Origin of the sequence: Salinispora oceanensis, assembly GCF_000383575.1 — a bacterium.
GTDB classification, from domain to species: domain Bacteria; phylum Actinomycetota; class Actinomycetes; order Mycobacteriales; family Micromonosporaceae; genus Micromonospora; species Micromonospora oceanensis.
Map to the genome: position 1 here is coordinate 2,291,068 of NZ_KB911579.1, position 20,772 is coordinate 2,311,839.

General features: G+C 66.4%; 12 protein-coding genes and 2 rRNA genes. 8 read left to right on the top strand and 6 right to left on the bottom strand.

Translation table 11 applies throughout. From position 1 onward, the window contains the following. Nucleotides 1-178 precede the first annotated feature (178 nt). From SALPAC4_RS0110795 to SALPAC4_RS0110815, 5 genes are all read left to right on the top strand, one after another. The gene (locus tag SALPAC4_RS0110795) at nt 179-3,877 is read left to right on the top strand and encodes a nitrate reductase subunit alpha (protein ID WP_033664971.1); all 3,699 of its coding nucleotides are present in this window, start codon (nt 179-181) and stop codon (nt 3,875-3,877) included. Then, nucleotides 3,877-5,496: a nitrate reductase subunit beta gene (gene narH, locus SALPAC4_RS0110800; protein WP_027644754.1), complete on the top strand. Its 1,620-nt coding sequence runs from the start codon at nt 3,877-3,879 to the stop codon at nt 5,494-5,496. The genes SALPAC4_RS0110795 and narH overlap by 1 nt, the downstream gene beginning before the upstream one ends. Further along, the gene (narJ, locus tag SALPAC4_RS0110805) at nt 5,493-6,164 is read left to right on the top strand and encodes a nitrate reductase molybdenum cofactor assembly chaperone (protein ID WP_018737955.1); all 672 of its coding nucleotides are present in this window, start codon (nt 5,493-5,495) and stop codon (nt 6,162-6,164) included. Before narH ends, narJ begins: the two co-directional genes overlap by 4 nt. Further along, nucleotides 6,161-6,904 (top strand): respiratory nitrate reductase subunit gamma, encoded by a 744-nt coding sequence (gene narI / locus SALPAC4_RS0110810; RefSeq protein ID WP_019870329.1) that lies wholly within the window; start codon nt 6,161-6,163, stop codon nt 6,902-6,904. The genes narJ and narI overlap by 4 nt, the downstream gene beginning before the upstream one ends. A gap of 144 nt (nt 6,905-7,048) precedes the next feature. Next, nucleotides 7,049-7,378 carry a carboxymuconolactone decarboxylase family protein gene (locus SALPAC4_RS0110815; protein WP_019870330.1) on the top strand — a complete coding sequence of 110 codons (330 nt, stop codon included), beginning with the start codon at nt 7,049-7,051 and terminating at the stop codon, nt 7,376-7,378. Between the two features lie 47 nt (nt 7,379-7,425). Here SALPAC4_RS0110815 and SALPAC4_RS0110820 read toward each other — a convergent pair whose 3' ends face one another. Further along, nucleotides 7,426-8,310: an AraC family transcriptional regulator gene (locus tag SALPAC4_RS0110820; protein WP_019870331.1), complete on the bottom strand. Its 885-nt coding sequence runs from the start codon at nt 8,308-8,310 to the stop codon at nt 7,426-7,428. A 141-nt stretch (nt 8,311-8,451) separates the two neighbouring features. On the opposite strand from SALPAC4_RS0110820, the gene SALPAC4_RS0110825 reads away from it, so the two are divergent. Further along, nucleotides 8,452-9,105: a class I SAM-dependent methyltransferase gene (locus SALPAC4_RS0110825; RefSeq protein WP_018730799.1), complete on the top strand. Its 654-nt coding sequence runs from the start codon at nt 8,452-8,454 to the stop codon at nt 9,103-9,105. 79 nt (nt 9,106-9,184) lie between these two features. Here the strand turns inward: SALPAC4_RS0110825 and SALPAC4_RS0110830 are convergent, their stop codons facing one another. Genes SALPAC4_RS0110830 through SALPAC4_RS0110850 form a run of 5 tightly spaced genes read right to left on the bottom strand, consistent with a single transcriptional unit; the run spans nt 9,185 to nt 14,832 of the window. Next, nucleotides 9,185-9,877 carry a nucleotidyltransferase family protein gene (locus tag SALPAC4_RS0110830; protein ID WP_027644755.1) on the bottom strand — a complete coding sequence of 231 codons (693 nt, stop codon included), beginning with the start codon at nt 9,875-9,877 and terminating at the stop codon, nt 9,185-9,187. Between the two features lie 2 nt (nt 9,878-9,879). Next, nucleotides 9,880-10,989 carry an XdhC family protein gene (locus SALPAC4_RS0110835; protein ID WP_019870334.1) on the bottom strand — a complete coding sequence of 370 codons (1,110 nt, stop codon included), beginning with the start codon at nt 10,987-10,989 and terminating at the stop codon, nt 9,880-9,882. A gap of 59 nt (nt 10,990-11,048) precedes the next feature. Then, the gene (locus tag SALPAC4_RS0110840; protein WP_019870335.1) at nt 11,049-13,358 is read right to left on the bottom strand and encodes a xanthine dehydrogenase family protein molybdopterin-binding subunit; all 2,310 of its coding nucleotides are present in this window, start codon (nt 13,356-13,358) and stop codon (nt 11,049-11,051) included. Continuing rightward, the gene (locus tag SALPAC4_RS0110845; RefSeq protein WP_019870336.1) at nt 13,355-14,353 is read right to left on the bottom strand and encodes an FAD binding domain-containing protein; all 999 of its coding nucleotides are present in this window, start codon (nt 14,351-14,353) and stop codon (nt 13,355-13,357) included. Before SALPAC4_RS0110845 ends, SALPAC4_RS0110840 begins: the two co-directional genes overlap by 4 nt. After that, nucleotides 14,353-14,832 carry a (2Fe-2S)-binding protein gene (locus SALPAC4_RS0110850; RefSeq protein ID WP_019870337.1) on the bottom strand — a complete coding sequence of 160 codons (480 nt, stop codon included), beginning with the start codon at nt 14,830-14,832 and terminating at the stop codon, nt 14,353-14,355. The genes SALPAC4_RS0110845 and SALPAC4_RS0110850 overlap by 1 nt, the downstream gene beginning before the upstream one ends. 891 nt (nt 14,833-15,723) lie before the next feature. Between SALPAC4_RS0110850 and SALPAC4_RS0110855 the strand changes: the two genes are divergently transcribed. Next, a 16S ribosomal RNA gene (locus tag SALPAC4_RS0110855) occupies nt 15,724-17,239 on the top strand. 416 nt (nt 17,240-17,655) lie between these two features. Next, nucleotides 17,656-20,767: ribosomal RNA gene (locus SALPAC4_RS0110865) — 23S ribosomal RNA — on the top strand. The 16S and 23S rRNA genes sit together here, the layout of an rRNA operon. Nucleotides 20,768-20,772 lie beyond the last annotated feature (5 nt).

The following is a 20,772-nucleotide window of genomic DNA, read 5'->3' on the forward strand; positions in this document are numbered from 1 at the left end:
CCCGTCGGTCGCACTCCACGCGGTCGAATAGCGGGGTGGCCGGGACCTTGGTCCCAACGGGTCGGGACCGGGGCCTCCCGATCTGGCGGTTGAATTCGCGAATCCTGGTATGCGTGGCGCACTGCCGTGTGCCGCCGACAACCCTCGCGTTGTCGCTCGCCGCCGGAGGAGTGCCCACGTGTCAGCGCACCGCCCGCCAGAAGCTCATGATCCTGCGACGGACCAGGTCCCCGGCGCGGCGCCGTTGCTGGCTGCTCGGCGCTTCCTCCGCCGGGAGGCGGTCGGTGACCACGGCCGGACGCTGCACCAGGTGGACGACGGCGACTGGGAGCGGTTCTACCGCGACCGGTGGCGCTACGACCGGGTGGTGCGCTCCACCCACGGCGTCAACTGCACCGGCTCCTGCTCGTGGAACGTCTTCGTCAAGGATGGCCTGATCACCTGGGAACACCAGGCCACCGACTACCCGACCACCGGCCCGGACTCGCCGGACTACGAGCCGCGCGGCTGTCCCCGCGGCGCCTCCTTCTCCTGGTACGAGTACTCGCCCTCCCGGGTGCGCCACCCCTACGTACGCGGGGTGCTGGCCGAGATGTTCCGCGATGGGCTGGCGCGCCTGGGTGATCCGGTGTCCGCCTGGGCCGACATCGTGGAGAACCCACTCAAGGCGCGCGCCTACAAGACCCAGCGGGGACGTGGCGGCTTCGTCCGCGCCAGCTGGGACGAGGTGACCACGATGGTCGCCGCCGCACACGTGTACACCACGAAGACGTACGGACCGGACCGGGTGGTGGGTTTCTCGCCGATTCCGGCGATGTCGATGGCGTCCTTCGCCGCCGGCACCCGCTACCACGCCCTGCTCGGCGGCACCCTGCTGAGCTTCTACGACTGGTACGCCGACCTGCCGATCGCCTCGCCGCAGATCTGGGGCGACCAGACCGACGTACCCGAGGCCGGCGACTGGTGGAACGCCACCTACCTGATGATGTGGGGTTCGAATATTCCGGTCACCCGTACGCCGGACGCCCACTTCCTGGCCGAGGCCCGCTACCGGGGCACGAAGGTCGTCGCGGTCAGCCCGGACTACGCCGACAACGTCAAGTTCGCCGACGACTGGCTGGCCCCGCACCCGGGTACCGACGGCGCGCTGGCGATGGCGATGGGCCACGTCGTACTCACCGAATTCTTCCGGGACCGCACGGTCGACTACTTCGCCGACTACATTCGCCGCTACACGGACCTGCCGTTCCTGGTCACGCTGCGACCGACCGCGGACGGCCGGTGGACCACGGATCGGTTCCTCACCGCGGCGGACCTGGGCCAGGAGGACGGGGCGCACAAGACCGTCCTGGTAGACGAGCGCACCGGCGAGTTGGTCGTGCCGAACGGGTCGCTGGGCTTCCGCTACGGCGAGGCCGGCGAGGGGCGCTGGAACCTGGACCTGGGCGAGGTGCTCCCCGCGCTCGGGCTGCTCGACCGGAGCGACGAGGCGATCGAGGTCGACCTGCCCCGCTTCGACGTCGGGGAGACCGAGGGCGGGGCCACCATCCGCCGCGGCGTACCGGCCATGCGGGTCGGCGAGCAGCTGGTCACCTCGGTCTACGACCTGGTGCTGGCGCAGTACGGGGTGCGCCGCGGTGACCTGCCGGGGGAGTGGCCGACCGGCTATGACGATCCGGACTCCCCGAACACCCCGGCCTGGCAGGAGCGGATCACCGGGGTGCCGGCCGCGGTGGCGGCCCGGATCGGCCGGGAGTTCGCCCGCAACGCGGAGCGTAGCCAGGGGCGCTCGCTGATCGTCCTGGGCGCCGGCGCGAACCAGTGGTTCCACTCCGACATGACCTACCGGGCGCTCATCTCCCTGGTTACCCTGACCGGCTGCCAGGGCGTCAACGGTGGCGGCTGGGCGCACTACGTGGGGCAGGAGAAGGCCCGGCCGATCACCGGCCAGCAGCACATGTCCTTCGGGCTCGACTGGCAACGGCCGATGCGGCACCAGGCGAGCACCCCGTTCTGGTACCTGCACACCGACCAGTGGCGGTACGAGCGGGTTCCGGTCGATGAGCTCTCCTCCCCGTTGGGCACCGGCCGGTTCGCGGGGATGGCCTTCGCCGACACCGTCGCCGCCGCGCAGCGGATGGGCTGGAGCCCCGGCCACCCGTCGTTCAACCGCAACCCCCTCGACCTCACCGACGAGGCGGCGGTGGCCGGGGTGACGGTGCAGGAGCACATCGTCGCCGAGCTGAAGGCTGGCCGACTACGGTCGGTGGCGGAGGACCCGGACGACCCGGCGAACTTCCCGCGCTGCCTCACCCTGTGGCGGGCGAACCTGCTCGGCTCCTCCGGCAAGGGCAACGAGTACTTCCTGCGGCACCTGCTGGGGATCGACTCGACCGCCACCGCGTCGGAGTGCGACCCGGAGCACCGACCCCGGGACCTGGTGTGGCGAGATGAGGCACCGACCGGGAAGCTTGACCTGCTCACGGCGATCGACTTCCGGATGACCAACACCGGCCTGCACGCCGACGTGGTGCTGCCCACCGCGACCTGGTACGAGAAGCACGACATCTCCACCACGGACATGCACCCGTTCGTGCACGCGTTCAGCCCGGCGGTGGAGCCACCCGCCGACGCCCACTCCGACTACGACACCTTCCTGGCGCTCGCCGACCGGTTCAGTGAGCTGGCCGTCGACCACCTGGGGGTGCGGCGGGACGTGCTGGCCGCGCCACTGCAGCACGACACCCCGGACGAGTTGGCCATGCCCAGCGGGCGGGTGCGGGACTGGAAGGCCGGCGAGTGCGAGCCGGTCCCTGGCTCCACCATGCCGAAGCTCATCGAGATCGAGCGGGACTACGCCCAGATCGGCGCGAAGATGCGTGCCGTCGGCCCGCTCCTCGACAAGCTCGGCACCAGCACGAAGGCGCTCACCGTGGACGTGACCGCGGAGCTGGCGTACCTGCGGGAGCAAAACGGGGTCGTCCCCGACGGGCCGTTCGCCGGCCGGCCGTCGCTGGCCACCGCCGACCGGATGTGCGAGGCGATCCTGGCGCTGTCGGGCACCACGAACGGTCGGGTCGCCGCGGCCGGTTTCGCGGCGTTGGAGCAGCGGACCGGACAGCCGTTCGCGGATCTGATCGCCGGGCACGAGACCGACCAGATCACGTACGCGGACACCCAGCGGGCGCCGCAGTCGGTCTTCACCAGCCCGGAGTGGTCCGGCTCGGAGAAGGGCGGCCGTCGCTACTCGCCCTTCACCCTCAACGTGGAGCGGCTCAAGCCGTGGCACACCGTCACCGGTCGGCAGCACTTCTTCGTGGAGCACGACTGGGTGGCGGAGCTGGGCGAGCAGCTGCCGGGCTTCCGGCCCCCGCTGAACATGGCCCGGCACTTCGGTGCCCCGGGTGAGTTCGTTGACGGCGGAGTCACCGTACGCTTCCTGACCCCGCACGCGAAGTGGTCGATCCACTCGATGTACCACGACAACGAACTGATGTTGGCGTTGTCGCGGGGTGGGCCGGTGATCTGGATGAGTGTGCCGGACGCCGCCAAGGTCGGGGTTCGGGATAACGACTGGGTCGAGGCGCACAACCGCAACGGAGTCATCGTGGCCCGGGCGGTGGTCAGTCACCGGATGCCGGAGGGCACGGTGTTCCAGTACCACTCGCCGGAGCGGACGATCAACGTGCCCAAGGCCGAGAAGAGCGGTCGCCGCGGTGGCTACCACAACTCGTTGACCCGGCTGCTGGTCAAGCCGACCCACCTGGCTGGCGGGCACGCCCAACTCACCTACGCCTTCAACTACTACGGCCCGATCGGCAGCCAACGCGACGAGATCACGGTGATCCGCCGCCGCGACCAGGAGGTGGAGTACTGATGAGGATCCGAGCGCAGGTCGCCATGGTGATGAACCTGGACAAGTGCATCGGGTGTCACACCTGCTCCGTAACCTGCAAGCAGACCTGGACCAACCGGGACGGCACCGAGTACGTCTGGTTCAACAACGTCGAGACCAAGCCGGGCATCGGCTACCCCAAGCACTACGAGGATCAGGACCGCTGGCACGGGGGCTGGCAGCTGGACGAGAAGGGCCGGCTGAAGCTGCGCTCCGGTGGCCGGGTCAAGCGGCTCAGCCGGCTGTTCGTCAACCCGGATCTGCCCTCGATCGACGATTACTACGAGCCGGCGACCTTCGACAAGGACATCCTGGTCAACGCGCCTGCCGGGCTCAAGGACACTCCGGTGCAGCAGCCCCGTTCCGCGCTGACCGGCGAGCCGATGGCCCTCACCTGGGGGGCCAACTGGGAGGACAGCCTCGGCGGAGCCCATGAGCACGGCACCGGTGATCCGAACCTCGCCCGGATGTCGGCGGAGGCGGCGGCGCGGGTGAAGTTCGAGTTCGAGAAGACCTTCCTGTTCCACCTGCCGCGCATCTGCGAGCACTGCCTCAACCCGGCGTGTGTGTCGGCCTGCCCCTCCGGTGCGATGTACAAGCGGGAGGAGGACGGCATCGTCCTGGTCGACCAGGACCGCTGCCGGGGTTGGCGGATGTGTGTCTCCGCCTGCCCCTACAAGAAGGTGTACGTCAACCACAGCACCGGCAAGGCGGAGAAGTGCACCCTGTGCTTCCCGCGGATCGAGGCCGGGCAGCCGACAATCTGCTCCGAAACCTGCGTGGGTCGGCTGCGCTACCTGGGCATCGTGTTCTACGACGAGGACGCTGTGCTCGCTGCCGCTTCGGTGACCGACGAGCACGACCTGCTCGAGGCGCAGCGTGCGGTCTTCCTCGACCCGACCGACCCGGCCGTACAGGAGGCCGCCCGGGCCGCCGGCATGCCGCAGGAGTGGCTGGACGCCGCCGAACGGTCCCCGGTGTGGCGGCTGATCAGCGAGTACAAGGTGGCGCTGCCGCTGCACCCGGAGTATCGGACGCTACCCATGGTCTGGTACGTCCCGCCGCTGTCGCCGGTGCTGGACGCGGTGGGGGAGGCCGGCCGGGACGACACCGACGCCGACGACATCTTCCACACCATCCGGGAGCTGCGGATTCCGGTGGAGTACCTGGCCGAGCTCTTCACCGCCGGTGACGTGGAGGCGACCGCCGGGGTCCTGATGAAGCTGGCGGCCATGCGCTCCTACATGCGCGCTCGCACCCTCGACGGTACCGTCGCCGACGATCTGCTCGACGGAATCGGGATGACCGCGGACCAGGTCGAGGCCATGTACCGGTTGCTGGCCATCGCCAAGTACGACGAGCGCTATGTGATCCCGGCCGCCTACAGCAAGGACGCCGCCGCGTTGGAAGCACAGGCCACCGCGAACCAGGACTGCGCGCTGGACTGCGAGGGCGGCCCGGGAATGACCACGCAGGCCTCCGCGGAGAGCTTCCACCTGGTCGAGGATGATCAGGTTCGTCCTGGCCGGCCCGGACTCCTCTCCCGTCGCGCCGACGGCCGGCGGGGCTTCACGATCAACCCGCTGCGAGGCGGCGCATGACCGCCGCGACCGACCGGGCCCGCATCTTCGAGCTGGTCTCGCTGCTGCTGACCTACCCGGATGACGAGCTCCTGAGCGCCGCGGACGAGCTTCGGGGCGCCGCCGCGCAGATTGAGACGCCGGAGGCCCGGGAGCGGATCGACGGATTCCTGGACTGGCTGCTGGAGAACACCCCGATCGACGTACAGCAGCACTTCGTACAGACCTTTGACCTGCGCCGCCGCTCCGGTCTCTACCTCACCTACTACCTGCACGGAGACACCCGTAAGCGGGGAATGGCGCTGCTGGTGCTCAAGCAGCGGTACCGGGCGCACGGACTGCGGCTCGCGGATGGCCAACTGCCGGACCTGCTGCCGGTGGTGCTCGAGTTCGCCGCCATGGTGGGTCCCGGCGCGGGGGAGGCGCCCCTACGCCAGCATCGGCAGGGCATCGAGCTGCTCCGCGCCGCACTGACCGACTGCGGCACCCCCTACCGCCTGCTGCTGGACGTCGTCTGCGCGGTGTTGCCGGCGCTGACCGACGCCGACCGGGCCGCTATCGCGGCGCTCGCCGTTGACGGGCCGCCGGTGGAGACGGTCGGCCTGGATTCTCTCGGCGACGGTCCGGACCTGCACGCCGCCGCGCTTGCCCCTTACCCCGCCTGCTCCCCGTCGGAGGCATCGCGATGACCAACCTCGTCTGGACCGTCCTGCCGTACCTCTGCCTCGTGGTCTTCGTCGCCGGCCATGTCTGGCGGTGGCGCCACGACCAGTTTGGCTGGACCACGCACACCAGCCAGGTGTTGGAGAACCGCCTCCTGCGGCTCGGCTCCCCTCTGTTCCACCTCGGCGCTCTCGGGGTTGTCGGTGGGCACGTGATGGGCCTGCTGGTGCCCGCGTCGGTGACCGAGAAGATCGGGATCAGCGAGCACGCCTACCACCTCACCGCGGTCTGGGGCGGTACGGTGACCGGCCTGATGCTGATGACCGGTCTGGTCTTGCTGATCATCCGGCGGGTGGTCAACGGCCGGGTCCGCCGGGTGACCACCCGGATGGACAAGGTGCTTTACGCCGCGCTCGCCGCCATGGTGGTGCTCGGCATGATCGCCACGGTCGGGGTGAACCTGCTTGGCGGGGGCTACGACTACCGGGAGACGATCGCCGTCTGGTTCCGCGGGATCTTCTGGTTCCAGCCGGACCCCACCCTGATGACCGGGGCTCCCCTGGTCTACCAACTGCACGCGATCGGTGGCTTCCTCTTCCTGGCGTTGTGGCCGTTCACCCGACTGGTCCACGTCTGGTCGGCGCCGCTGGCGTACCTGTGGCGTCCGTACGTGGTCTACCGCCGGCGCCGCGGCCCGGCGCCGACCGCGGCCGCCTCACCGGAGCAGGTACGGGACGCTGCCGGGGAGCCGTCGGCTCGGCGGTGACCCCTCGTGTGGTGGCGCCTCGATCGGAGGCGCTACCGACGCGGCGGCCCTTCGAGGCGTGAGTTCTGCCTGGATACGTCCTCGGACCACGGTGACCACGGCTCGAGGCTAATGTGTCAATATCGGGCGGTAGCGGAGGGTGATATGCAGCAGCAGTATCTTCCGGATGTCTACGTGAAGTTCCTGGAACGCTTCCCGGATGTCGCAGCGGCGCAGGGCGTGCTGGCGCGGACGGTGCGGGAGCGCAACTCCTTTGACGACCGGACCGACCGGTTGATCAAATTGGCGGTGGCGGTTGGGGCCGAGGCGGAGGGAGCGGTGCGCTCCAATGTCCGTAAGGCGCTTCAGCATGGTGCGACCGTGGACGAGGTGCGAGCCGTCGCGCTCGCGGCCATCACTACCTGTGGCTTTCCTACCGCCGTCGCGGCCTTGGGCTGGATCGATTCGGTTGTCTTGGCGCCGTCGGACGAGTGATGCCGGTCGTGACACCCCCGCGCGGTGCCGGTGGTGCGCGGTTGTCTTCACATCGCGGGCGGTGCGGCCTCCCGCCACTGGGTCGGGGTGACTCCGTGGCGGGCACGGAAGCGTTTGCTGAAGTAGCTGGTGTCGGGGTAACCGACCCGGCGGCTGATCGCACTGACGGCCAGGTCGGTCTCGGTGAGCAGTAGGCGTGCCTGCTGCATCCGGCGTTGAGTGATCCACTGGGTTACGGTTCGGCCGGTCTTGCGACGCACGGCTGTGGTGAGGTAGCCGGTGGTCAGCGCGAGGTCGGCGGCGATGTCGGCGAGGGAGATGGGCTGGTGGTAGCGCGCTTCGATGGCCTCGAAGACGGCCGCCAGCAGCGGTTCGTCGGCGCAGCGCAGGTGGTCGGCGAGGTCGGTCGTCAAGCGGGCCACGGTCACGAGCAGCAGGGTCAGGTGGGCGAGGGCGGCCTCTTGGTGCCCGTCGCGGCGGGTCCGGATCTCGGCGTCGAGTGCGGCGAAGCGCTCCATCAGGCTGCCCCGGTCGACCGGTGGGACCGGTAGCCGCTGGGCCCGGTTGCTGCCCTGCGCGAACGGAAAAAGCAATGGGTGCGTCCGCCAGGATGAGTAGGCGCCGGGCATCCCGGGCCGGACCACGTCGGCCGGGAACCAGACCGTCCAGCCGTCGCTGGTGACCTCCGCGAACGGGTCGCTGGAGGAGACGACCTGCCCGGGTGCGATGACGAAGAGGTCTCCGTCGGCCACTGTCCAGGTGCGGTCGTCGATGCGTACCGTCCCCTGACCCACGTGGGCGTAGTAGAGCACCAGGAATTCGTGGGTGTGGGCGCCGACGGTGGCGAGGTCGAGGAATGGCTCGCCGTCGGGGTGACGGGCTACCGCGACCGGGGCGATGCCGGGCAGGTGGCCGAAGCCGAAGACCGGCACGCCCTGCCCGGTGACACCGACCTGGCGGGATGGGGGAGCCAAGTTCCGTCGCATCCTGTCCACAGTTCCGCCATTGTCCGCAGCTTCGCTGTCCATGAGGCTGAGGGTACGACCGAGTTTCCGCTATTACCGGAGCGTGCCATGACCGGACAGCACAACTCCCATTCTGAGAATCGGGCCTATCTGCCCGCCATGGGCAAGCAATGGTTGCTGCCCCTCTACGATCCGTTCGCCCGCTTTATCGGCATCGGACGGGTCCATGCGAACTTGCTGGACCGCGCGAATCTTCGGCCGGGACAACGAGTACTGGAGATTGGCTGTGGCACCGGTGATCTGCTGCGGACGCTCAAGCGCCGTCACCCGGAGGTCCACGCGGTGGGGATCGATCCGGACCTCAGCGCCCTGCGCCGTGCCCGCCGCAAGGCGGCCCGGGCCAAGGTGCAGATCCAGTACGAGCGTGCCTTCGCCGATGACTTGCCGCTGCTGGACGACAGCGTCGATCGGGTGCTCTCCTCGTTCATGCTGCATCACATTGACGAGGAGGATTGGGTGGGAGTGCTGCGGGAGGTTCGGCGGGTGCTGCGTCCCGGCGGGGAGCTGCATGTCGCCGACATCGACGGCAGTCTTCCCGGACACGAAGGCGGCCATGTCCACCGCTCTGGGCGGACCGGGGACAGCCTCCCCGACCGGGCCCTGTCCGCGTTGGTTGACGCCGGGCTGACCGGCGTCCGGGAGAACGGCTACGGCCGAGCCCGACTGGGCCGGTACGTCTTCTACCGGGCTGACGTCGGTTGAGGGAGAGTGCTTTCGCCCGAGGCGGCGGCGGGCCGTTGAGGACGGTGGTCCGACCCAGCCGAAGCCCTGCGCCGGCACATCAACGCCGGACCTTCGGGGGCACGTCGAGGTCCTGGGCGTCGGCCACGTCGGCGCAGGGGACGACCCTGACGAGGTCACGATGCTGACGGAGGTAGTCCCGAGCGCCCCGGTCCCGGGTGGCGCTCGCGGCGACGCCGGCCCAGTGCGCACGTCCGAGCAGTACCGGGTGTGCCCACCGGCCGTCGTGGTAGCCGGCGACCGCCAGGGCGTCGGGTCGCGCGGCGGCGGCCACCCGGCGTACCGCCTCGACTCCCACCCCCGGCATGTCCACCAAGGTCACGACAGCAGCCGACGCGGCGGTTACCTCCAGCGCCGCCAACCCCGCGCGCAGCGATGAACCCATGCCGGTCGGCCACGCCGGGTTTCGGACGACACCGGAGCGGACCAACTCGGTCACGGCCTCCGCCCGCGCCCCCACCACGACCAGTACGGGGGCGCAGCCGGCGGTCACCAGCACGGCTCGGCTCCGCAGCACCAGGGGCTGGCCCCGGAAAGCCACGAGCGCCTTCGGCCCGCCGTACCGCCGTCCCGCTCCAGCGGCGAGCAGCAGACCCGCGACGTGGCCGGTGCGCACCGCGTCCGGTCCTGCATCCACCGGTCCTGCGTCCACCGGTCCTGCGTCCACCGGTCCTGCGTCCACCGGTCCTGCGTCGGCCGGTGAGCAGGCCGGGCCATGCCGTCGTTTCCGCATGTTCAGCTGACCGGGACGTCGACACGCCTGTGGATGGGGCCAGCCAGGTAGGTCAGCGGCCGACCGGTGCCCCCGGTGCCGGCGACCGCGATCACTTCGGCGCAGATGGACACGGCGGTTTCCTGGGGCGTTTGGGCGCCCAGGTCGAGGCCGATGGGCGCCCGCAGCCGGCCGAGTTCGTCCTCGGTCAAACCGGCCGCGGTGAGCCGGAGCAGCCGCTCGCGGTGCGTTTCGCGGCTGCCGATCACGCCGACGTAGCCGGCACGCCCCCGTAGGGCCAGCGACAGCAGTTCGGTCTCATGGCGATCATCATGGCTGAGTACCACGATGGCGCTCCGGGCGTCAGCCTCGACGCTGCGCAGGTGGCGGTGTGGCCAGTCACAGACCACCTGGTGGGCGTCCGGGAAGTGCTCTGCCCGCATGAACACCGGCCGGGGGTCACACACGGTCACCTCGAAGCCGAGAAAGCGCCCGAGTTGGCTCATCGCGCGGGCGACCGGACTCATCCCGTAGAGCACCATGCGGGGTGCCGGCTGGTGTCTGGCGAGCAGGACGTTAATCGGCTGCCCGCCGCCGTTGACGATGCGTTCGACCTGCCCCGTTCCGGTGGACACCCGCTCCCGGAGCCGGCGTGCCACGCGCTCATCCAGCCCCGGATCGCCCGACGACCCCCACAACCTGTCCGGGTCTGCCACCAGCAGCGTCGCTTGTCGGCCGGCGGGTAGCACCAGAGCGGAACCGACCGTCCGATTCGCCAGCAACCGCTCGAGCAGCGGTGCCATGACCTCCACCGCCGCGGGCAGCACCACCACGTCGATCTCGCTACGACAGGAGAGGCCGAGCACCGGTGAGCCGTCGCTCTGGTGGGTGTAGCGGTTCCGGTGCACCCGACCAGAACGGATCGCGTCCTGGGCCGCCGTGAGGACCGCGCCGTCGATGCACCCGCCGGCCACGCCACCGGCGACCTCGCCGGTGGCGCAGCTGGCCATCACCGTCCCAACCGGACACGGTGCGCTCCCCGTCACCCCGACGACAACGGCCATGGCGACGGAGAGGTCGGCCGAATACCACCGCCGTAGGGTCGGCGCGATGTACCTGATTCCCGCTGTCATCAGACTCCCTGCCGACCCGCGGTGAGCGGCCCAACGCGGTGTGGACAACCCTTGGGCCGTTACCGAGCAGGCTCTGTCATGAGGTCCTCGATGCGGACGGGCAGACGCCGGACCCGGACCCCGGTCGCGTGGTAGACGGCGTTGGTGATCGCCGCTGCCGCCCCGACATGGACGACCTCGCCCAGGTTCTTGAGGCCGAACGCGCTGAACGACGGGTCCGGCTCGTCAATGAAGTCGACATCGAGTGTGGGCACGTCGGCGTTCACCGGAACCAGGTAGTCGCACAGGTTGGTATTGAGGAAGCCGCCGAAGCGAGGGTCCACGGTGCTCTCCTCGCGGAGCGCGGTGCTGATGCCCCACACCAGGCCACCCAGGGCCTGGCTGGTGGCGGTGCGCCGACTGATCACCCGCCCGCAGTCGATGACCGACAGCATCCGGGTGACCCGCGGTCGGCGGATCCGGGGACCGACGCGGACCTCGACGAAGTGGGCGACATAGGAGCAGGTGACGAAGTCGGGGAAGACCGGGCCCACCCGGGCGTTGTCCACGTCCGCCATCACCGCGCTCATCGGCGCCGTGGCGCTGTCGGGTGCTTCGGTCGGGCTTCGCCCTGGGGCGAAGTACTGCCCGGGAGCCTCGACCGAGGGGACACCGGCGGCCATGAGAAGCCCGGTTATCGGTGGCCCCGAGTTGTCTGGCCCGAGCAGCCGTCCCTCCGCCAGTCGGCACTCGCTGACATCAACGTTGGCAACCGGCTCGCCATGCGTGGCGGCGATTTGATGCAGGTGGGCTCGGATCCTGATGGCCGCTTCCCGGATGGCCGGCAGGGCGGAGGCGGTTCCCCACGAGGCACCGGTTTCTGGCTGAGGAGCGACCCGGGTGTCACCAACGGTTACCCGAATGTTGTTGGGCGAGAGGCCGAGGGAGTCGGCCGCGGCCAGCGCGATCACGGTACGGATGCCTTGGCCCATCTCGTGTCCGCTGATCGCGACCTCCGCCGTGCCGTCGTCACACAGCCGTACGTGCGCGCCGGCGGCGGAGGCGAGGCCGGGATAGCAACCCGTCGCCACGCCCCAGCCAATGAGGCTGCCATCGTCGCCGCGCATCGACCCGATCGCCGGGTCGCGATCCGACCAGCCAAACCGCTCAGCGCCCCGATCAAGGCACTGTTTGAGTCGCCGCGAGGAGAATGGTTTGCCGGTTGCTGGGTCGGTAGCGGTGTCGTGGCGCCGTCGTAGCTCGACCGGATCGACGCCCACCCGCTCGGCGAGTTCGTCCAGGGCGCTCTCCAGCGCGAACATCGTCGCCATCTCCATCGGCGCGCGCATGTAGCCGGGGGTCTGGGTATCGAGTCGCACCAGGGTGGTGGTGCCGCGGAAATTCGGGATTCCGTACATACTTCCCGAGACCTGCGGCCCCCAGAACGGCATCAGGTCATGGCGTGATGTCTGCGCGAATGCGTCGTGCACCAGGGAGGTGATCGTGCCGTCGTCCCGTGCACCGAGCCGGATCCGGTGCCGGGTCGCGGCCCGAAAGTGCACGCTGTGGAAGACGGCGGACCGCGGGACGATCAGCATCACCGGCCGGTCAACCCGCCGGGCGGCCAGGGCGGCCAGGGTGGTGCTGTACGTCTGACCGGTGCGCTGGCCGAAACCGCCACCGAGGGTCGGCGAGACGACCTGGACCAGCTCCATCGGGATCCCGAACTGCTTCGCCAGGGCGTGCCGGACGCGTCCCGCCGCCTGAGTGCCCTCATGGATCAGGAGCGCCCCTTCGTGCCACTCGGCGAGGGTGGACAGCAGTTCCAGTGCGTTGTGGTGCTGCGCGGGGGAGTGGTAGGTGGCGTCGACCACAACGGGCGCCTGGTCGAGTGGCCGGTCACCCTCGCCGATCTCCACCACGGGGAACGCGGGCACCGCCTCTGCCTGGTCGACCCGTTCGCCCCCTGGGTCGTCGAGTTCCACCGCGAACGGTTCGACGTCGTAGCGGGCGGTTACCAACGCCGCGGCTTCTGCCGCGGCCTCCAAGGTCTCCGCCACCACGATCGCGATTGGCTGACCGCGGTAGGCCACGGTGTTGTCCCGCAGCGGTTGGAAGCTCTCGCTCGCGCTCCCCAATCCGAAGGAGAATTCGGACGGGTGCAGGCGATCCAGGTTTTCGTGTGTGAGTACCGCGAGCACACCCCGCACCCGTTCCGCCTTGGCGGTCTCGAGCGTCGTGATCCGACCGCGGCCCACGGTCGCACTGACCGGGACCGCGTACGCCATCGCCGCGGCCGTTCGATCGGCACCGTAGATCGGTTCGCCGCGGACCTTGTCGGCGCCGTCGTGGCGGACGTGGTCGGAGCCGATCCAGGCCATGGCGTTCATCCCATCCTCTGCTGAGCCGTCGCGACGGCCTCGAGTACGGTCTCCACCGCCAGCCGTACCCGGAAGTGGTTCTGCGGCGTGGTGCGAGCCGACCGGAATTCCGGCTCCAGCGCCCTACGGATGGACGCCTCGTCCAGCTGGGTACCGGTCAGTGCTTGCTCGGCCTCCCGTGCCCGCCAGGGCACAGTGCCCAGGCTGCCGAGCGCGATCCGTATCTCGCTGGCGGTACCCCCTGCGTCGAGGTGGAGCCCGACGGCTGCTGACGCGAGGGCGAACGAGTACGAACTCCGGTCGCTCACCTTCTGGTAGCTGGACGACTGCGCCGCCGGTGTCATCGGCACCCGGACGGCAGTGATGAACTCGCCGGGCTCGAGGGTCGTCTCCCGGTGTGGCGTGTCGCCCGGCGGCACGAACAGGTCATGGATCGAGATGGATCGGGTGCCGTCGGGCCCGATGACGGAGAGGCTCGCGTCGAAGGCGGTCAGCGCCACCGCCAGGTCGCCGGGATAGACGGCGATGCAGCGGTCGCTGGTACCGAGGACGGCGTGGTGGCGGTTGACGCCCTCCATCGCGGAGCACCCCGACCCGGGCTGACGCTTGTTGCACGAGAACTCGACCGATCGGAAGTAGCCGCAGCGGGTGCGTTGCAGCAGGTTGCCGCCGATCCGCGCCATGTTCCGTAACTGTTGTGAAGCCGCGGACAGGAGGGACTCCGCGAGCACCGGGCAGTTGGTACTGACCAGCGAGTGGTTCGCGACGTCGTTCATCCGGGTCAGCGCGCCGATGACCAGGTCGCCCTGCTCCTCCCGGACGAAGTCGAGGTCCGGGACGTCGGTCAGGTCGATGACCAGACCGGGGGCTTCGACGTCGAGCTTCATCAGGTCCACGAGGGTCGTTCCACCGCTGAGGTAGTGGGGTTGGTCGTCGGGAGAGGTGGCGAACGTCGATACCGCCTCCGCCGTGGAGCGCGCCCGGGTGTAGGTGAAGGCCCGCATCAGGACCGCCCGTGACCGGCGGCCTGAACCCTGGCGACCGCTTGGACGATGCCCTGGTAGGCGCCGCAGCGGCAGAGATTCCCACTCATGAACTCCCGGATCGCGTCGGTGGACCCGGCGTGCCCCTCGTTGACACAGGCAATCGCCGACATCAGCTGTCCCGGAGTGCAGTAGCCACACTGCAGGGCGTCGCAGTCGAGGAACGCCTGTTGCATCGGATGCAGTTGGTCCGCCGATTCCGTGAGCCCCTCAACGGTCCGTACCGAACCGCCGGCGACCTGGGCGGCGAGGGTCAGACAGGCCACCACGGGCCGGTCGTCGACATGGACCGTGCAGGCACCGCACTGTCCATGGTCGCACCCCCTCTTCGTGCCGTAGAGGCCAAGTTGATCTCGCAGTGCGTCCAGCAGCGTCGTTCGGGCATCGAGCGTCCACTCCCGGTCCTGACCGTTCACGATGAGTCTGGTCTGCACGGTCATGGACCCATCCCCCTCCTGGTCTCTTCCCGCAATCGCCTCAGGTCGTCAGCCGTTCGTAGATTAGTGCCTGTTTCAACCCTTATTCGGTGATTGCACCGAATCAGTCGCTGGATTGGCGCCAGCGCCCCCGAGGTTTGCGGGTGGTCGGCGGTTAGCCGCGTTGTCGCTCCACTGGACACAGGTCAGGTGATACGCGGACCGCCCGCGTCGTCGTGGGCCTGGTGTCCCACCTGACTCGGCTGCCGCCCCAGCTCACGCGCCTGCCCGCCACCCGGGACGCGAGTGTGACGGGGGCCGCAGCCGCTCGATTTGACGGGCGAACCCGAATCCGCGTAACTTTCTCTCTGCCAGCGCGGAACGGGGCAAACAGGGCGAAAGCCCAGAGGCCCGCTCCAAGCGGCACCGGCGACAAGAAGCTTCACTTTCAAGTCGCCGGCCGGGTGGTGCCCACCGAGTCTGCCGAGAGGCCGATTTGGTGCGGCGAAACCGACCGGGTAAGGTACTGCCGGCAGGAACCGGGCGAGTCAGCGGGAAACCGCGGGCGGCCGGTCTGCCAAATCCGAGGATCACACACGCGGGCAACCTCGTGTGTGCTCAACGGGAGCTGAACCGTGCGAAGCACGACAGACCGGGACAAACGGTTTGACACGGCGGAGACGGTGAGGTAAAGTAGTAAAAGTGCCTGGCGCGAGAGTGGCGGGCTGGAGCGGTTGCCTCCGGAGGGGCCCTGGTTTGGGGTTCTGATGGTGTGTGGTTGTTCTTTGAGAACTCAACAGGGTGTTTGGAAAGCCAGTGCCGTTTTGGTCTGGGTTGGCCTGCTGTTTGGTGGGTTGGCTTGGGCTTGAATTTGGCAGCAAATTGTTTTTTGTTGCTGGGATTTTCTTCAAGTTTTTGTTGGAGAGTTTGATCCTGGCTCAGGACGAACGCTGGCGGCGTGCTTAACACATGCAAGTCGAGCGGAAAGGCCCTTCGGGGTACTCGAGCGGCGAACGGGTGAGTAACACGTGAGTAACCTGCCCCAGGCTTTGGGATAACCCCGGGAAACCGGGGCTAATACCGGATATGACTGGCTGCCGCATGGTGGTTGGTGGAAAGATTTTTCGGCTTGGGATGGACTCGCGGCCTATCAGCTTGTTGGTGGGGTAATGGCCTACCAAGGCGGCGACGGGTAGCCGGCCTGAGAGGGCGACCGGCCACACTGGGACTGAGACACGGCCCAGACTCCTACGGGAGGCAGCAGTGGGGAATCTTGCACAATGGGCGGAAGCCTGATGCAGCGACGCCGCGTGAGGGATGACGGCCTTCGGGTTGTAAACCTCTTTCAGCAGGGACGAAGCGTTTGTGACGGTACCTGCAGAAGAAGCGCCGGCCAACTACGTGCCAGCAGCCGCGGTAAGACGTAGGGCGCGAGCGTTGTCCGGATTTATTGGGCGTAAAGAGCTCGTAGGCGGCTTGTCGCGTCGACTGTGAAAACCCGTGGCTCAACTTCGGGCTTGCAGTCGATACGGGCAGGCTAGAGTTCGGTAGGGGAGACTGGAATTCCTGGTGTAGCGGTGAAATGCGCAGATATCAGGAGGAACACCGGTGGCGAAGGCGGGTCTCTGGGCCGATACTGACGCTGAGGAGCGAAAGCGTGGGGAGCGAACAGGATTAGATACCCTGGTAGTCCACGCTGTAAACGTTGGGCGCTAGGTGTGGGGGGCCTCTCCGGTTCTCTGTGCCGCAGCTAACGCATTAAGCGCCCCGCCTGGGGAGTACGGCCGCAAGGCTAAAACTCAAAGGAATTGACGGGGGCCCGCACAAGCGGCGGAGCATGCGGATTAATTCGATGCAACGCGAAGAACCTTACCTGGGTTTGACATCGCCGGAAATCCTTCAGAGATGGGGGGTCCTTCGGGGCCGGTGACAGGTGGTGCATGGCTGTCGTCAGCTCGTGTCGTGAGATGTTGGGTTAAGTCCCGCAACGAGCGCAACCCTTGTTCGATGTTGCCAGCGCGTTATGGCGGGGACTCATCGAAGACTGCCGGGGTCAACTCGGAGGAAGGTGGGGATGACGTCAAGTCATCATGCCCCTTATGTCCAGGGCTTCACGCATGCTACAATGGCCGGTACAATGGGCTGCGATACCGTGAGGTGGAGCGAATCCCAAAAAGCCGGTCTCAGTTCGGATCGGGGTCTGCAACTCGACCCCGTGAAGTCGGAGTCGCTAGTAATCGCAGATCAGCAACGCTGCGGTGAATACGTTCCCGGGCCTTGTACACACCGCCCGTCACGTCACGAAAGTCGGCAACACCCGAAGCCGGTGGCCTAACCCTTGTGGGGGGAGCCGTCGAAGGTGGGGCTGGCGATTGGGACGAAGTCGTAACAAGGTAGCCGTACCGGAAGGTGCGGCTGGATCACCTCCTTTCTAAGGAGCGCCATCCGTCGAAGGGCGGTATGGAGCCTCGGTTGCCTGTGTTGGGTGATGGGGTGCTCATTGGTCGGAGACACTGGCTAGTCAGTTTTGGCAGCGGTTTGATGCTCTTGTACACGCTCCCTGTTTGGGGGGTGGTTGGAAGGGGTTTGATGATGCGGCTGGGGTTGGCGTTGGACACCCTGTTGGGTCCTGAAGGAATGACCGTGTGGTTGTTTCTTGGGCCGTTGTTCCTGTGATGTCGCCGGTTGGTGGTGTTGCGGGGGTGGCGGTGTTGCCTGGCGTGGCTTGTCTCGTATACCGGGTGCTGGTTCTGCCCTTGTGGGGTGGGGTTGGTGTTGCTGGTGCGGGGTGGTGGTTGCGGGTTGGTTGTTTGTTGAGAATTACACAGTGGACGCGAGCATCTTTGTGGTCAAGTTGTCAAGGGCGAACGGTGGATGCCTTGGCACCAGGAGCCGATGAAGGACGTGGGAGGCCGCGAAAGGCCTGGGGGAGTTGTCAACCGAGCTGTGATCCCAGGATGTCCGAATGGGGAAACCTGGCATCAGTCATGTGATGTCACCTGCACCTGAACTCATAGGGTGTGTGGAGGGAACGCGGGGAAGTGAAACATCTCAGTACCCGTAGGAAGAGAAAACAATATGTGATTCCGTGAGTAGTGGCGAGCGAAAGCGGATTGGGGCTAAACCGGCGGCGTGTGATACCTGTCAGGGGTTGCGTGGTCGGGGTTGTGGGATCCTGCGACACGGGCTGACACTCGTGTGGGGAGTGATAAAGCTGGTGGTTAGTTGAACAGTCTGGAATGGCTGACCGTAGACGGTGAAAGTCCGGTAGGTGAAAACTGCCAGTCTCCTGTGGGTGTTCCCGAGTAGCGGCGGACTCCTGTAATCTGCCGTGAATCTGCCAGGACCATCTGGTAAGCCTAAATACTTCCTGGTGACCGATAGCGGATAGTACCGTGAGGGAATGGTGAAAAGTACCCCGGGAGGGGAGTGAAATAGTACCTGAAACCGTTCGCCTACAATCCGTCGGAGCCTCATTTGTGGGGTGACGGCGTGCCTTTTGAAGAATGAGCCTGCGAGTTAGTGGCATGTGGCGAGGTTAACCCGGGTGGGGGAGCCGTAGCGAAAGCGAGTCTGAATAGGGCGTTAGAGTCGCGTGTCCTAGACCCGAAGCGGAGTGATCTAGCCATGGGCAGGCTGAAGCGTGGGTAAGACTGCGTGGAGGGCCGAACCCACCAACGTTGAAAAGTTGGGGGATGACCTGTGGTTAGGGGTGAAAGGCCAATCAAACTCCGTGATAGCTGGTTCTCCCCGAAATGCATTTAGGTGCAGCGTCGTGTGTTTCTTGCCGGAGGTAGAGCACTGGATGGTCTAGGGGGCCTACAAGCTTACCGAAATCAGCCAAACTCCGAATGCCGGTAAGTGAGAGCGCGGCAGTGAGACTGCGGGGGATAAGCTTCGTAGTCGAGAGGGAAACAGCCCAGATCACCAGCTAAGGCCCCTAAGCGTGTGCTAAGTGGAAAAGGATGTGGGGTCGCATAGACAACCAGGAGGTTGGCTTAGAAGCAGCCATCCTTGAAAGAGTGCGTAATAGCTCACTGGTCAAGTGGTTCCGCGCCGACAATGTAGCGGGGCTCAAGCACACCGCCGAAGCTGTGGCATTCACGCGTGTACTTCGCATGGCCTTTGGGTTGTGTGTAGGTGTGTGGATGGGTAGGGGAGCGTCGTGCCGGGGGTGAAGCAGCCGAGTGATCGAGTTGTGGACACGGTGCGAGTGAGAATGCAGGCATGAGTAGCGAAAGAAGGGTGAGAAACCCTTCCGCCGGATGACCAAGGGTTCCAGGGCCAGGTTAATCCGCCCTGGGTGAGTCGGGGCCTAAGGCGAGGCCGAGAGGCGTAGTCGATGGATAACGGGTTGATATTCCCGTACCCGCGAAGGAGCGTCCCTGATGAACCTCGTTGTGCTAACCATCCGAGCTTGGTGTGGTCTTCGGACTGTGCTGGGGGAGCGTGGGAACCTGGCGGGTAGTAGTCAAGCGATGGGGTGACGCAGGAAGGTAGCTGAGCCCGGCCGGTGGTTGTGCCGGGGTAAGCGTGTAGGCTGTGTCGTAGGTAAATCCGCGGCGCGTGTGGCTGAGACGTGATGCCGAGCCGATTCAGGTGAAGTCAGTGATCCTATGCTGTCGAGAAAAGCCTCTAGCGAGTTCCGAGCGGCCCGTACCCTAAACCGACACAGGTGGTCAGGTAGAGAATACCAAGGCGATCGGGTGAACTGTGGTTAAGGAACTCGGCAAATTGCCCCCGTAACTTTGGGAGAAGGGGGGCCGGAGACGTGAAGGCACGTGCTGCTGGAGCGTTGTATGGCCGCAGAGAGCAGGGGGAAGCGACTGTTTACTAAAAACACAGGTCCATGCGAAGAAGTAATTCGATGTATATGGACTGACGCCTGCCCGGTGCTGGAACGTTAAGGGGACCTGTTAGTCTTTCGGGGCGAAGCGGAGAACTTAAGCGCCAGTAAACGGCGGTGGTAACTATAACCATCCTAAGGTAGCGAAATTCCTTGTCGGGTAAGTTCCGACCTGCACGAATGGCGTAACGACTTCCCCACTGTCTCAACCACAGGCCCGGCGAAATTGCATTACGAGTAAAGATGCTCGTTACGCGCGGCAGGACGGAAAGACCCCGGGACCTTTACTATAGCTTGACATTGGTATCTGAATTAGCTTGTGTAGGATAGGTGGGAGCCGGTGAAGTGTGCACGCCAGTGCATGTGGAGGCAATCTTGAAATACCACTCTGGTTGGTTTGGGTATCTAACTTCGGACCGTTATCCGGTTCAGGGACAGTGTCTGGTGGGTAGTTTAACTGGGGCGGTTGCCTCCTAAAGGGTAACGGAGGCGCCCAAAGGTTCCCTCAGCCTGGTTGGCAATCAGGTGTTGAGTGTAAGTGCACAAGGGAGCTTGACTGTGAGACTGACGGGTCGAGCAGGGACGAAAGTCGGGACTAGTGATCCGGCACTGGCGAATGGAAGCGGTGTCGCTCAACGGATAAAAGGTACCCCGGGGATAACAGGCTGATCTTCCCCAAGAGTCCATATCGACGGGATGGTTTGGCACCTCGATGTCGGCTCGTCGCATCCTGGGGCTGTAGCAGGTCCCAAGGGTTGGGCTGTTCGCCCATTAAAGCGGTACGCGAGCTGGGTTTAGAACGTCGTGAGACAGTTCGGTCCCTATCCGCCGTGCGCGTAGGATACTTGAGAAGGGCTGTCCCTAGTACGAGAGGACCGGGACGGACGAACCTCTGGTGTGCCAGTTGTCCCGCCAGGGGCACGGCTGGTTAGCTACGTTCGGAAGGGATAACCGCTGAAAGCATCTAAGCGGGAAGCCTGCTTCAAGATGAGGTATCCCATCCACCTTTGGTGGGGTAAGGCCCCCAGCTAGACGACTGGGTTGATAGGCCGGAAATGTAAGCTCGGTAACGGGTTCAGTTGACCGGTACTAATAGGCCGAGGACTTGATTACTAAGT